Origin of the sequence: Proteus sp. NMG38-2 (assembly GCF_020640995.1) — a bacterium.
GTDB lineage: Bacteria > Pseudomonadota > Gammaproteobacteria > Enterobacterales > Enterobacteriaceae > Proteus.
Map to the genome: position 1 here is coordinate 1,197,640 of NZ_CP085481.1, position 13,440 is coordinate 1,211,079.

At 36.7% G+C, this 13,440-nt stretch carries 14 protein-coding genes, 2 tRNA genes and 1 pseudogene; 14 read left to right on the forward strand and 3 right to left on the reverse strand.

The genetic code is table 11. From position 1 onward, the window contains the following. Positions 1 to 3: 3 nt before the first annotated feature. A complete protein-coding gene (locus LG402_RS05625; RefSeq protein WP_166541037.1) occupies positions 4 to 891 on the reverse strand; it encodes a LysR family transcriptional regulator in 888 nt (295 codons plus the stop codon). Between the two features lie 89 nt (positions 892 to 980). Between LG402_RS05625 and LG402_RS05630 the strand changes: the two genes are divergently transcribed. The 11 genes from LG402_RS05630 (at position 981) to LG402_RS05680 (ending at position 8,776) form a co-directional block, all read left to right on the forward strand. After that, complete coding sequence (locus LG402_RS05630) at positions 981 to 2,351, forward strand: MFS transporter (protein ID WP_227336568.1); 1,371 nt, start codon at positions 981 to 983, stop codon at positions 2,349 to 2,351. Beyond that, positions 2,341 to 2,748, forward strand: coding sequence for a DUF4440 domain-containing protein (locus LG402_RS05635; protein ID WP_166541039.1), 408 nt, complete (start codon positions 2,341 to 2,343; stop codon positions 2,746 to 2,748). The genes LG402_RS05630 and LG402_RS05635 overlap by 11 nt, the downstream gene beginning before the upstream one ends. A gap of 310 nt (positions 2,749 to 3,058) precedes the next feature. Further along, on the forward strand, positions 3,059 to 3,454 hold the full coding sequence (gene ybgC / locus LG402_RS05640) for a tol-pal system-associated acyl-CoA thioesterase (protein ID WP_227336569.1): 396 nt from the start codon (positions 3,059 to 3,061) through the stop codon (positions 3,452 to 3,454). Beyond that, the gene (gene tolQ / locus LG402_RS05645; RefSeq protein WP_072070590.1) at positions 3,454 to 4,140 is read left to right on the forward strand and encodes a Tol-Pal system protein TolQ; all 687 of its coding nucleotides are present in this window, start codon (positions 3,454 to 3,456) and stop codon (positions 4,138 to 4,140) included. Before ybgC ends, tolQ begins: the two co-directional genes overlap by 1 nt. Before the next feature lie 22 nt (positions 4,141 to 4,162). Beyond that, complete coding sequence (tolR, locus tag LG402_RS05650) at positions 4,163 to 4,588, forward strand: colicin uptake protein TolR (RefSeq protein WP_072070589.1); 426 nt, start codon at positions 4,163 to 4,165, stop codon at positions 4,586 to 4,588. Between the two features lie 27 nt (positions 4,589 to 4,615). Next, positions 4,616 to 5,683: a cell envelope integrity protein TolA gene (tolA, locus tag LG402_RS05655; protein WP_109410026.1), complete on the forward strand. Its 1,068-nt coding sequence runs from the start codon at positions 4,616 to 4,618 to the stop codon at positions 5,681 to 5,683. A gap of 142 nt (positions 5,684 to 5,825) precedes the next feature. Beyond that, entirely contained in the window at positions 5,826 to 7,121 is a 1,296-nt protein-coding gene (gene tolB / locus LG402_RS05660; RefSeq protein WP_023581196.1) for a Tol-Pal system beta propeller repeat protein TolB, read from the forward strand. 46 nt (positions 7,122 to 7,167) lie between these two features. After that, complete coding sequence (gene pal / locus LG402_RS05665) at positions 7,168 to 7,662, forward strand: peptidoglycan-associated lipoprotein Pal (RefSeq protein ID WP_072070586.1); 495 nt, start codon at positions 7,168 to 7,170, stop codon at positions 7,660 to 7,662. A gap of 9 nt (positions 7,663 to 7,671) precedes the next feature. Further along, complete coding sequence (gene cpoB, locus LG402_RS05670; RefSeq protein WP_227336570.1) at positions 7,672 to 8,439, forward strand: cell division protein CpoB; 768 nt, start codon at positions 7,672 to 7,674, stop codon at positions 8,437 to 8,439. 154 nt (positions 8,440 to 8,593) lie between these two features. After that, a tRNA-Lys gene (locus LG402_RS05675) sits at positions 8,594 to 8,669 on the forward strand. Between the two features lie 31 nt (positions 8,670 to 8,700). After that, positions 8,701 to 8,776: transfer RNA gene (locus LG402_RS05680), tRNA-Lys, on the forward strand. Positions 8,777 to 8,938: 162 nt separating this feature from the next. Here the strand turns inward: LG402_RS05680 and LG402_RS05685 are convergent. After that, complete coding sequence (locus LG402_RS05685; RefSeq protein WP_166541043.1) at positions 8,939 to 9,826, reverse strand: aminoglycoside 6-adenylyltransferase; 888 nt, start codon at positions 9,824 to 9,826, stop codon at positions 8,939 to 8,941. A 253-nt stretch (positions 9,827 to 10,079) separates the two neighbouring features. On the opposite strand from LG402_RS05685, the gene pnuC reads away from it, so the two are divergent. Continuing rightward, the gene (gene pnuC / locus LG402_RS05690; protein WP_109410029.1) at positions 10,080 to 10,808 is read left to right on the forward strand and encodes a nicotinamide riboside transporter PnuC; all 729 of its coding nucleotides are present in this window, start codon (positions 10,080 to 10,082) and stop codon (positions 10,806 to 10,808) included. Positions 10,809 to 11,053: 245 nt separating this feature from the next. Continuing rightward, positions 11,054 to 12,106: a 3-deoxy-7-phosphoheptulonate synthase AroG gene (gene aroG, locus LG402_RS05695; protein WP_088493400.1), complete on the forward strand. Its 1,053-nt coding sequence runs from the start codon at positions 11,054 to 11,056 to the stop codon at positions 12,104 to 12,106. A gap of 78 nt (positions 12,107 to 12,184) precedes the next feature. Here aroG and LG402_RS05700 read toward each other — a convergent pair whose 3' ends face one another. After that, positions 12,185 to 12,991, reverse strand: a complete 807-nt coding sequence (locus tag LG402_RS05700; protein ID WP_227336571.1) for a tetratricopeptide repeat protein — start codon at positions 12,989 to 12,991, stop codon at positions 12,185 to 12,187. Between the two features lie 89 nt (positions 12,992 to 13,080). On the opposite strand from LG402_RS05700, the pseudogene tssD reads away from it, so the two are divergent. Further along, positions 13,081 to 13,437 (forward strand): annotated as a pseudogene (gene tssD / locus LG402_RS22230) (type VI secretion system tube protein TssD); the annotation flags it as partial. Positions 13,438 to 13,440: the final 3 nt, after the last annotated feature.

Here is a 13,440-nt window from a genome sequence, read left to right on the forward strand (position 1 = left end):
GCGTTATAGCTGGATATTTTCTTTTAAGTAATCAATAAAGAGACGTGTTTTTCTTGGGATATGTTCGCTATAAGGGAAAATAATATTAACGGATTGAGTTAAAAGTGCATGTTCAGGAAACAGTACAACCAATTGGCCTTCTAATAATTCTTGACGAATATACCAATGTGGCAAAATAGTCATCCCTGAGTGCGCAAGAGCCATTTTTTTTAATGCGGCAATGGTGTTAGTTTCAAAATAAGCATCTTGAGCTAACTGAGAGAGTAGGGTATTAAATTCTGAAGATGATGAAAGCTTACTTTGACGTAAATTACTGTTTGCTAAATAAGGAATAGCGCTTAAATCGTTGATAGTTTTTATCGAGAATTTTTGTAACAAATCAGGTGAAATAACTAAACTTATCTCGTAATTAGCCAATTTGGTAGAGCGATAATTACTGTCTTTTAATGTGCCTAAACGAATAGCTAAATCTAACTTATGATTTATTAAATCCTCAATAGAAGAATTAAACGCATACTGTACTTTCAACTTTGAGTGTAATTGCATAAATTGACTAAGTAACGGCAAAATATAATATTCACCAAATTCAGCGGTTGAACTTAATCGCAATGATCCCTGTAGTTCCTGCTGACCCAATCTCGCTTTATCTAATGTTTGCTCTAATTGAATTAACACTTGACGAAAATCTTGATAAAGCATCTCTCCAGTCTCTGTCAGTGAAAATCGACGAGTATTGCGATTGAGTAATGAGACATTTAACTCGGTTTCTAATGCTTTGATATGAATACTCACCATTGATTTACTCAAGCGTAAATATTTTGCTGCTTGAGTAAAAGATCCTGTATCAACAACAGCAATAAAAGAGCGAATTCGATCAATTTGATTTTGCATGATTGTTTACTCTGATTAAACAATAAGTTCTATTTTGTCAGATAGACGAAATTCGTCAATCTTCCGTACTCTATGCGCGGAGGATTTTTATGACTTACCGCTATCGAATTGTATCTATATTTTTGCTGGGCTTCTTTATAGATTGTATCAACATTTTTATGTCAGCCATTGCATTACCCGCAGTCGCTGATGATATGCAAATTTCCATTGTTTCAGTGACTTGGGTTTCAAATAGCTATATTTTGGGATTGACGTTAATTATTCCATTAAGTCATTGGTTATCACAACGTTTTGGTATTAGAGCATTGATGGTGACATCAATGCTGATGTTTAGTGTGTCTGTGGCGCTAGTAGGGGACTCACATTCATTTAGTGAACTTATTTTGTGGCGTTTTATTCAAGGTGTTAGTGGTGGATTATTGATCCCAATTGGACAAGCACTAACTTTTCAATATTTTCAAGGACATGAAAGAAGCAAAATATCAACGATCATTATGGCGATAGCTTTAATCGCTCCAGCAATATCACCTACATTAGGTGGATTTATTGTTGATATGGCTTCTTGGCGTTGGGTATTTTATAGCAATATTCCTTTTTCATTACTAACCGCACTTTTAGCTTTTATTTGGGTAAAAGAGCCTTTACCTAAAGAAAACGCTATACCTGATATCAAAGGTATCATTCTTATTAGTTTGGTTATTGTTTCAGGATTGTTTGCTCTATCGGCTTATGGTGAGTATCACTCAACATTACTTGCATTAGTCATAGCGGCATTATCGGCATGTTTTGCAGTACTTTATTATTATCATTATCGACGCCATATATCTCCAGTTATTAATTTATCATTATTAAAAAATAGAAATTTATCGATCTCTATTTTTGTTTATTACTGTATTCCTGGTGTTTTCACTGGTGTAAATATTCTTGCGATATTTTATTTACAACAATATTTAAAATTTACTGCTCAAGGCACAGGTGTTTTCATGTTGTTATATGCACTTGGGGCTTTTATTTCAATGACAATAAGTGGTGTATTTTATAATAAATTAGGCATGAAACGTTTATTTATTTTCGCGCTGTTATTACACAGTATAGGTATTGCTTTATTAATATTTGTAAATAGTAATACGGATATACCTTTATTAATTATTGCTTATTTAGTTATCGGAATTGGTGGCGGAATAGGTGCTAATACTGCGCAAACAACAGCATTATATGATTTTAACTCACAGGAATTAGTTCAGGCCAGTGTTATTTGGAATATTAATAGGCAGGTCGTTTTTAGTGTCGGAGCAACCGTTGTTGCTATGTTATTTAATATTCTTTCACTTTTTTGCTTACCACAAACCGCTTATAACATGACGTTTTTAATATGTGCTTTAATTGGCATATTGCCTATCACATTATTATTTACATTAAAGAAAAAAAATATTGTACAGGAAATACAAGATGAAATTTAATACAGATTTAATTATAGAAAGCATTAGATCTTTACATGATGAAATTGAAGCTGTTTTTACGCAATTTCCTCTTTCTATTGATGCAATAACTAAGATAGAAAATCTTTTATCTAGTGAGTTTTCTATGGTTGGGATCAATGGAAAAGCAGTGAGTTATGATGATGTTATTGCGATGTTCAGACAAAATGCAGGAAAAAGAAGTGGACTGAAAATAAAAACAGATGATTATAAAATAATTTATCAATCAGATTGTTTGGTGGTTGTCAGATATCAAGAAATACACAGTGAAAATAAGAAAATTCTTATGCGGGAGTCAGTGGCGTTATTGAGACGCAATTCTCATGAAACGAGTTGGCAGTGGCACTACCTCCATGAGACACCAATCATAAATAATTAATTGATTTATATGAAAAACCAGTTTTTAAACTGGTTTTTTTAGGCCATTAAAAATAATACTAATAAATAAGACAATCTATGAATTTCTAATTAGCAAGCATTTTTATGCTGTCTTAATGAAAATATTTTTTCTATTCAGAGCACAAAGCATATTGCGTGTTGCAAAGAAGAGTTTATGATTGGCGCCTGAAAACTGTGTTTTCTATTCTTTACGTTACTATGATTCCCTTAGAGCTACCTCTTAAGTATAGTTAAGTGACTTATAGCTTAATTATTTATGGACTTAACTCAGAAAATGTAAGGAAGATATTATGCAGTTTCTTTGGCCTGTTCGTGTTTATTATGAAGATACTGATGCCGGTGGTGTGGTCTATCACGCCAGCTATCTAAAATATTTTGAACGCGCCCGAACAGAACTACTCAGAGAAAAAGGTTTTCATCAGCATGATTTACGGGAGTATGATCATGTTGTATTTGTTGTACGTAAATTATCAATAGAATATATTGCACCAGCTCGACTTGATGAGCTTTTACAAGTAGAAAGTGAAATTACCACATTACGTGGTGCCTCAATGACATTTTCTCAAAAGCTTATTAATCAATATGGTTGTGTTTTGTGTAGCGCAGATGTGCTCGTTGTCTGCGTAGATTCATTAAAAATGAAGCCTGTAGCGCTTCCTAAGTCCATTATCGCGGAGTTTAAGTAGTGGCTGATATGAATGTTATCGATCTCTTTCTAAAAGCTGGGCTTTTAGTTAAGTTGATCATGTTGATTTTAATCGGATTTTCTATTGCATCTTGGGCGATTATTATTCAGCGAACTAAAGTTCTGAATGCCGCTGATCGTGAAGCCGCAGATTTTGAAGATAAATTCTGGTCAGGTACTGACTTGGCTCGTTTATATAAAGATAGCCAAGCTCGTCGTGATGAGTTATCAGGCTCAGAGCAAATTTTTCATTCCGGTTTTAAAGAGTTTGCACGCTTACATCAAGCAAGCGTTCATGCCCCTGATGCAGTTGTAAATGGTGCATCAAGAGCAATGCGTGTCTCTTTCAATCGTGAATTAGAATCACTAGAAACTCATATTCCTTTCCTCGGTACTGTTGGTTCTATCAGCCCATATATTGGTCTATTTGGTACAGTATGGGGGATTATGCATGCATTTATTGCATTAGGTAGTGTTAAACAAGCAACATTACAAATGGTCGCACCCGGCATTGCTGAAGCGTTGATTGCAACGGCTATCGGTTTATTTGCGGCAATCCCCGCAGTTATGGCTTATAACCGGTTTACGCAGCGTGTAACTAAACTGGAACAAAGTTACGATAACTTTATGGAAGAGTTCCTGACGATTTTACATCGCCAAGCTTTTGCCTCAGCAGAAAAGAAATAGTTAACGCAGAAGGAGATAGCTGATGGCACGAGGTCGCAGTAACCGCCGAGGCGTAAAATCAGAGATTAACATTGTTCCTTTGCTTGACGTATTGTTAGTGCTTTTGCTTATTTTTATGGCAACAGCACCTATCATTTCGCAAAGTGTTGAAGTTGATCTTCCTGAAGCAACAGATACACAAACTGTTTCAACCAGTGATAATCCTCCGGTGATTGTCGAGGTTGCAGGAATTGGGCAATATAATATTCGTGTTGATCAAGAAGTATTAGAATTATTGCCTCAAGAACAGATTATGGCTGAAGCTAAACGGCAATTGGAAAAAAATCCGAAAGTTATATTTCTGATTGGCGGTGCTAAAGATGTTCCTTATGATGAGATAATTAAAGCGCTCAACATGTTACGTCAAGCAGGTGTTAAATCTGTAGGTTTAATGACTCAGCCTATGTAATAGGTTGAAATAAGTTTGGATAATAGCGTGGGAAAGAAGACGAAGCCAATCCGAAGTAAATTGAGCCGTTCAGTTATCTTGTCTACTGCCTTGCATTTGCTTGTTATCGCATTGCTTATCTGGGGGTCATTAACTCAGAAGTGGGATTTAGGTGGTGGCGGTGGTGAAGGTGGGCAAGTTATTGATGCTATTATGGTCGATCCTAATGCTGTAGTACAACAGTATAACCAGCAAAAATCGCAACAGGCTAACGTCCAAAAAGCAGAACAAGAACGTAAAGCGCGTGCAGAGCAACAAGAAGAAGAGTTGCGTCAGCAGCAAATGAAAGAACAAGAACGTTTGAAAACGTTAGAAGTTGAACGTTTACAAGCAAAAGAGGCAGCAGAAGCTCAAAAACGTGAAGCCGCGTTAGCTGCTGCCAAAGCGAAAGAAGAACAAAAAGTGGCAGAAGAAGCGGCTGCGCAAGCGAAAGCAGAGCGTGATCGCATCTTAAAAGAACAAGCGGATGCTAAACAACAAGCTGAAGCCGAAGCAAAAAAACAAGCTGAGTTAGCCGCAAAACAAAAAGCGGAAGAGGCGAAAGCTAAAGCCGAGGCAGATGCTAAAGCAAAAGCCGAAGCTGATGCAAAAGCGAAAGCTGAAGCAGACGCTAAAGCAAAAGCAGCCGCAGAGGCAAAAGCTAAAGCGGCCGCAGAAGCTAAAGCGAAAGCCGCTGCTCAACAGCAGAGTAAAGCCGTTGATAGTTTGCTCGATGGTTTAATGGCTGATGGTAATAAACAAAGCGGTGCCTCTGCAGCAGGGCAAGGTGGTGGAAACCGCACTGGTGCAAATGGTGAAGGTGTAGATCGCTATAAAGGTCAGCTGAAAGTTGCAATAGAACAGAAGTTCATTGATCCAGAGTTATACAAAGGTAAAACTTGTGAACTAAGAATTAGTATTGCACCTGATGGGATGTTAATTAATGCGAAAATTTTAGGTGGTGACGCGGCATTATGCCAAGTGGCATTAAGAGCAGCAAATACCGCTAAATTACCTAAGCCACCAAAAGATGTTTATGAACAAGTAAAATCATCGACAATTGAGTTTAAGCCATAAAACTGTCTGATAGTAGGAAAACATACACTAATTTATAGCTATTTTAGAATGTTATTGATGTGTTGTATGGTGTTGTTGAAAAGCGTTTGTTACTATTCTGTGCGTTATTGCGTAATAACCGCAATAATAAAAGGGAGACATGATGAAGCAGGCATTAAATGTTATCTTCGGACTTTTAATTTTATGCGTAACCACTCTGGCTAACGCTGAAGTTCGAATTGAAATTACACAAGGGGTGAATACTGCACGCCCTATTGGTGTCGTTCCTTTTAAATGGGAAGGCACTGGTCAAATGCCAGAAGATATCGCTGGTGTGATTGCAGCTGATTTACGTAATAGCGGAAAATTTAATCCTATTGATGTATCACGTATACCTCAACAGCCTGTCACGGCTTCTGAAGTCCAACCTGCATTATGGACTGCATTAGGGATTGATTCTGTTGTTGTTGGACGCGTACAACCGTCAGCGGATGGCCAATATTTAGTAAGCTATCAGTTAGTTGACGTTGCTGGTTCTCCAGGCGCGGTTTTATCTCAAAGCGAGTTTAAAGTCCCATCTAAATGGCTACGTTATTCTGCTCATACGGCCAGTGATGAAGTGTTCGAAAAACTGACTGGTATTCGTGGCGCATTCCGTACACGTATTGCTTATGTTGTTGTGACTAATGGGGGCGCATATCCTTATGAATTGCGCGTTTCTGACTATGATGGATTTAACCAAGATCGTGTTTATCGTTCATCACAGCCATTAATGTCACCAGCATGGTCACCAGATGGTGCTAAACTGGCTTATGTAACTTTTGAAAGCGGTCAATCTGCTTTAGTGGTACAAACATTAGCAACAGGTGAAATTCGCCAAATTGCATCATTCCCAAGACATAATGGTGCACCATCGTTTTCACCTGATGGCTCTAAACTTGCCTTTGCTCTTTCTAAGAGCGGTAGCTTAAATCTGTATGTTATGGATTTAGCAAGTGGGAATATGACACAGGTAACCAATGGCAGAAGCAATAATACTGAGCCAAATTGGATGCCAGATGGACAAACCTTAGTCTATACTTCAGATCAAGGTGGACGTCCACAAATATACAAAGTTAATATTAACGGTGGAACACCAGAGCGTATTACGTGGGAAGGTAAACAAAACCAAAATCCTGCAGTAAGCCCAGATGGTAGTTTCTTAGTTATGGTGAGTTCTGAAAGCGGTAGGCAACATATCGCTAAGCAGGATCTGGAAACGAATTCCGTACAATATCTAACAGATACGTTTCTGGATGAAACGCCAAGCATCGCGCCTAACGGCACAATGGTTATTTATAGCTCTACACAAGGCTTAGGCACCATTTTGCAGCTAGTATCGACTGATGGACGTTTCAAAGCGCGTCTTCCGGCGACTGATGGTCAGGTTAAATCACCTGCCTGGTCACCGTTTATGTGATGCATAAAAATTATGTATGGCAAACAAAATAAAGGAACAAATAGAGATGCAATTAAACAAAGTGTTTAAAGGGTTGATGTTAGCATTACCACTCGTTGCTGTTGCAGCATGTAGCTCAAACAAAAACGAAGATCAAACTGATACAAACAATGTACCAGTTGTTGAACAAGGTCCTACTGCTGAAGAATTAGCACGTCAGCAATTAGAACAACTGAAACAACAAAACATCGTTTACTTCGGTTTCGACAAATATGACATTAGCTCAGACTACGCTAACCTGTTAGACGCACACGCTGCATTCCTGCGTGCAAATCCATCAGTACGTATCACTGTAGAAGGTCATGCTGACGAACGCGGTACTCCAGAATACAACATCGCTCTGGGCGAACGTCGTGCTAACGCTGTGAAAATGTACCTGCAAGGTAAAGGCGTATCTGCTGATCAACTGTCAATCGTTTCTTACGGTAAAGAAAAACCAGCTGTACTGGGTCATGACGAAGCCGCTTACGCGAAAAACCGTCGTGCAGTACTGGATTACTAAGAGAACGGCATGAACAACAGTAACTTCAGACCTTTCTTGATGAGTCTGTTGTTACTGGTTGGCGTAGCGGCTCCTGTAGCCGCTATTGCCCAAGCGCCAATCAGTAATATCGGTTCAGGTTCGACCGATGAACGACTCGCCCAACTTGAGCGTTTTTCAAATGCTCACAGCCAGCTTTTGACCCAATTACAGCAACAACTCGCTGATTCTCAGCGTGATATTGATATGTTACGTGGTCAAATTCAGGAAAATCAATACCAGTTAAATCAAGTTGTTGAACGCCAACGCAATATCTATCAACAGTTAGATGGCCTTAGTGGCGGAGCTTCAACATCAACTGAAGCCACTCAACCTGATAATACTGCTTCTTCAACACCACCTGCTGCAACTAGCTCAGGACAAGGTGATGAGAAGGCCGATTATAATGCAGCAATTGATATCGTATTGAATTCTAAAGATTACGATAAAGCAATTGTTGAATTAAACAACTTTATCAATAACTATCCAAAATCTAGCTATCAATCAAATGCACATTTTTGGTTGGGTCAGATGTATTACTTAAAAGGTAATAAGGATCAGGCAGCAAGTACATTTGCTATTGTTGTTAAAAACTATCCAAAATCTCAAAAAGCAAGTGAAGCCTTTTATAAAATTGGTTTGATCATGCAAGAGAAAGGGCAAAAGGATAATGCTAAAGCTATTTATCAACAAGTGATTAAGCAATATCCAAATAGTGCGGGCGCTAAATTAGCACAAAAGCAGCTAGCGGCACTCTAATTATTGACCCCGTAATGTAAAATGTTGCATTTTCGGGGTTAAATGATTGTTTTTTCAACGGTTGAACTTTTTTTTGAAAAAAAACGTTGCACAAAAACATTAAATCAGTATTATTACCCGCCGTTGCCACAGAGAATGTGGCAAGTTCGAAAAAGGGTCGTTAGCTCAGTCGGTAGAGCAGTTGACTTTTAATCAATTGGTCGGGCGTTCGAATCGCCCACGACCCACCATTTTCGAACACCAATCCGTTTTTATTGAAATGGGCCGTTAGCTCAGTCGGTAGAGCAGTTGACTTTTAATCAATTGGTCGGGCGTTCGAATCGCCCACGGCCCACCATTTCAAACTCCTTCCTATATATTTATCATTCCCTAAACAGTAAACAAACTCTTAGTTATTTTTCTATTTTTTGATAGTGCAATTCATTGCTTTATTAAACAATAAAGATAGTTTTCTCAAAATGAAAAAACTACCTAGTCTTAATTTGAAATGACATTCAAATCAGTAATGACAAATAATTGATGACGTGATTTGGGTGTATTCATTTTCAGTCAAAAATTCATTATCGATTAACCAATTGCTGACTAATTCTTGTGTTTTTATTGCTGTATCAATAGGGTAATTGAGGCGTTTCGATGCATCAAGAAAAAATGCCATCATAATTGAAAGTGTTGCTGCCGCTTCATAGGGAGTACTCATTGCAAGAGTACTTTCCAATGATCGTAAAGAATAAAATTTAGGTAGCCATTCTTTTAAGTTTTTCCCTTGATACCAAACATCTTGTGTTGGGGTATCGTGCAGTGCAACTTGTTCAAGTAATGCTATCAGCCATTCACGCATATCACTGATACGATAATTAGCAAACCAAAACTCATGGCGTAGAATGGCTATAGCGACTTGTGTCGCCTCAAACCAGAATTCTTGAGCATTGTTACATGCTTGCTCTTTTGAAAGCGTAGGAGGCGTTATAGCGCTAATTTCAGGAAGCCCGTCACATAAACTCGTTTTATCAAGTAAGATTTGATATCCACGCTGGTAAACTGGGCTAAGTCCTTCTGTTTTCATGTTAAAAATACGCTCAGGTTCAGCCATCATAATGTCCATTTTGCGACCTTGAGCTAAAACATGTAAATAAATAGGCCAAAATTTACTTTTGGGATCTTCACACTCCAACTGTAAGCTGACAAGAGCATCACCGAATTGTGATAACCAATGTTGGTTTTTTGCGAGCTCTGTCGCACCATAACCGATAAGCTCTATATCAATATCAGAATAACTGTCTATCTTTCTATTGCGTCCTAGCGATCCTGTTAGTACTACTGCCTCAATTCTAGGATCGAGGAGAGCAAAAGATAGTATGCGATCGATTAAACGTGTTGTTGGCTCCATATTTCTCTCTAATAAGTAAAATGTAATAAAGTTATTTGTCGTTTTTATTGTTTAAAAAGTAAAATTAGAATAATTTGTTTAGTATATAAAACATTTGTTTGTTATTTTTTTAAATCAGAAACATAATGTTTAATATTAAAAACTAAGTACCATTATAAATATGAATTTATAATATATCTTTACTACTTTGCAAAGATGTCGCAATAACCCATATTTTCTTTGTTTTTTTCTATGATTAAGTCGGGGTTGTAAAATGGATGTCATGAGTTGGTTTAGTATCAATAATATTTTAGTCAATATTCCACTTGGGCAAGGTGGATACCCACTTTCGTGGATTGAAGCTGTGGGCACTATAGCTGGTCTTTTGTGTATATGGCTTGCAAGTCAGGAAAAAATAATTAATTACTTATTTGGACTGATTAACGTCACTTTATTTGCCATTATTTTTTTCCAAATTCAGCTATACGCAAGCTTACTCCTTCAAATTTTCTTCTTTGCAGCTAATATTTATGGCTGGTACGCATGGAGTAGAGTAAATGATTTTGAGCAAGCGGAACTAAGAATTCGTTGGTTAAAACCAAGCCATCGTCTCTTTTTAATTGTTGTTTCAATAGCTGCTATTGTCGCTTTGACCTTTAATATTGATACTGTATTTGGTTATTTAGCTGTTGTTGCTGTTGATATACTAAATGTCTTTGGTACAAATTTAGCTACGCCAGTGCTTGAACCTGATGCTTACCCATTCTGGGATTCTACAATGACCGTCCTGTCGATTGTGGCGATGATTTTAATGACACGGAAATTAGTTGAAAACTGGCTAGTTTGGTCGGTTATCAACGTGATTAGTGTTGTTATATTTTACAAGCAAGGTGTTTATGCCATGTCTGTTGAATATATCATTTTACTGGCTATCGCTATTAACGGTTCTCGTTTGTGGATCAAAACAGCAAAACGCTCTAGCAGAAATAATTATCTCTCCTAATAAAAAAGGCTGGTAGAGTTATCTTTCTCTCCAGCCTTACTATTCATTGTTTTTATTCTTATACTTAACGCAATTTTGAATCATTATTTTGCTTAAATGCGCTATTTCCATTTTTGACGATTTTTTAGAAAAACAACTATAGGAGCTTTAAGGTGAAAGGGTGTTTACAGATAGAAAACGAATGGTTAGATTGGGAAAGCAATAATAACATTGACTAGATAACATAAAAGAGTGGATACACGGGAATGAATTATCAAAATGATGACCTTAAAATAACACAAATTAATGAACTTTTACCGCCAGTTGCTTTATTGGAAAAGTTTCCAGCAACTGATAATGCGGCTTTTACAGTTCGTCATGCCCGTGAAGCTATTCATCAAATCCTAGCAGGAAAAGATGATCGTCTATTAGTGGTAATTGGACCTTGTTCTATTCATGATCCGAAAGCTGCGTTGGAGTATGCGCAACGTTTAAGTCTCATTAGAGAAGAGCTTAAAGATAAACTTGAAATTGTTATGCGTGTTTATTTTGAAAAACCACGTACAACAGTAGGCTGGAAAGGTTTAATTAATGATCCTCATATGGATCATACCTTTGATATTAATGAAGGTTTACGTATTGCTCGTAATCTTTTATTAACCATCAACGATAGTGGCTTGCCAACAGCTGGCGAGTTTTTAGATATGATAACGCCTCAATATGTTGCTGATTTAATGAGTTGGGGTGCAATTGGTGCCCGTACTACAGAATCTCAAGTACACCGTGAGCTTTCGTCTGGTTTGTCTTGTCCTGTTGGTTTTAAAAATGGCACAGATGGAACTATTAAAGTTGCTATTGACGCCATCAACGCTGCGGGATCGCCACACTGTTTTCTTTCTGTCACTAAATGGGGTCATTCAGCCATTGTACGTACTGCAGGTAATGGTGATTGCCACATTATTTTACGTGGTGGTAAAGAACCAAATTACAGCGCTGAACATGTAGCTGCGGTAAAAGAAGGGCTTAAAAAAGCAGGTTTACCACAAAACGTGATGGTTGACTTCAGTCACGCCAATAGTTGCAAGAAATTTGAGAAACAAATGGAAGTTGGTGCTGATATTTGCCAACAAATTAGCTCAGGTGAAAAAGCATTAATCGGCGTTATGATTGAGAGTCATTTAGTGGAAGGTAGCCAGTCATTAGAAAGCAGTGAACCTTTGGTTTACGGTAAAAGTATCACCGATGCTTGTATTGGTTGGGATGATACTGAAATACTGTTACGCCAACTAGCAGATGCGGTTGTTGCTCGTCGCGGTTAACTGATATTATCTTAATATACAAACTGTAATACCGTTGATAATTAATCAACGGTATTTTTTTATGAAAAAGAAAGTAAGTTAGTCATGTATCTTTAATAGATCAAGTCTAAATTTAGCGGGTTTAAATCCAAGCTCATATGACTTTTGATACCATTCACATGCTTTTTCTTTGTCAGCAATGACACCCAATCCTTTTTCATATAAATAACCGATATTATAAATAGCTGAGGGATCATTATCTTCAGCCGCCTTTAAATAGAAGGTCATTGCTTTCTGATAATTCTGCTTAACTCCTAAGCCATGTTGATATGAATAAGCAATATTATTGTTTGTTTTGATATGCCCATTACTAACTGCTTTTAAATACCACTCCATTGCTTTTTCGTAGTCTTGTTTAGTACCAAGACCATCTAAATATAAAAGACCTAGATTATTCTGTGCTCTACTAAAATTCTGCTCTGCAGACTTTAAATACCATTCAATTGCAGTATAGTAATTTTGTGTAACACCTAAACCATCATCATACATATATCCTATATAAAACTGTGCACTAGGATTGTTTTTACTAGATGATTTTAATAGCCACTTCATGGCCAATTCATAATCTTTAGGGAAATATAAATTTCCATTAATGTAGAAAGAACCTATTTTCGCTTGAGCTTCCGCATTTTCGTTATAAGCAGATAATAAATAAAACTTTCGGGCTTTGTTTTTATCATTCTTAGCAAAATAAATATCGCCTAAGTAAAGCTGATAATGTGAAAGGCTTTGTTTAAATAGAGAGGGAGAAGGATCATTTATTTTATCCTCCTTAAACGGAAATAAAAAAAACATTATTATAAACATAATAATAATAAATAGAATGGTAACTATTTTTAATTTCATATTAATATCCCTATTCTTTATTTGATTTTTAATGTTTTATTATAGTTGTATATTTAAGGTTATTATAATTAAAGGATTAAAAAATTAAAATGGGAAACTTAATTTATTTAACAATTGAAGGGAAACAACAAGGATTAATTTCAAGAGGATGTGGAACAATTGACTCTATTGGAAATAAATGCCAAGAAGGAAAGGAAGATGAAATTATTATTATTGAATATAGTAGCACGATAACAAGAAATCAAAATGTATCCCATCATCCAATAGAGTTTATTAAAAATATTGATAAATCATCACCTTTGTTATTAGTTGCCATTTCTAATAATGAAGTTCTTAAATTAACCTTTGATTTTTATAGAACTTCACAGCACGGTAAAAATGAAAAATATTATACTATCGTATTAAATCAAGCTTCTATTGTCGATTATTCTACTCGTTACCCACATAGT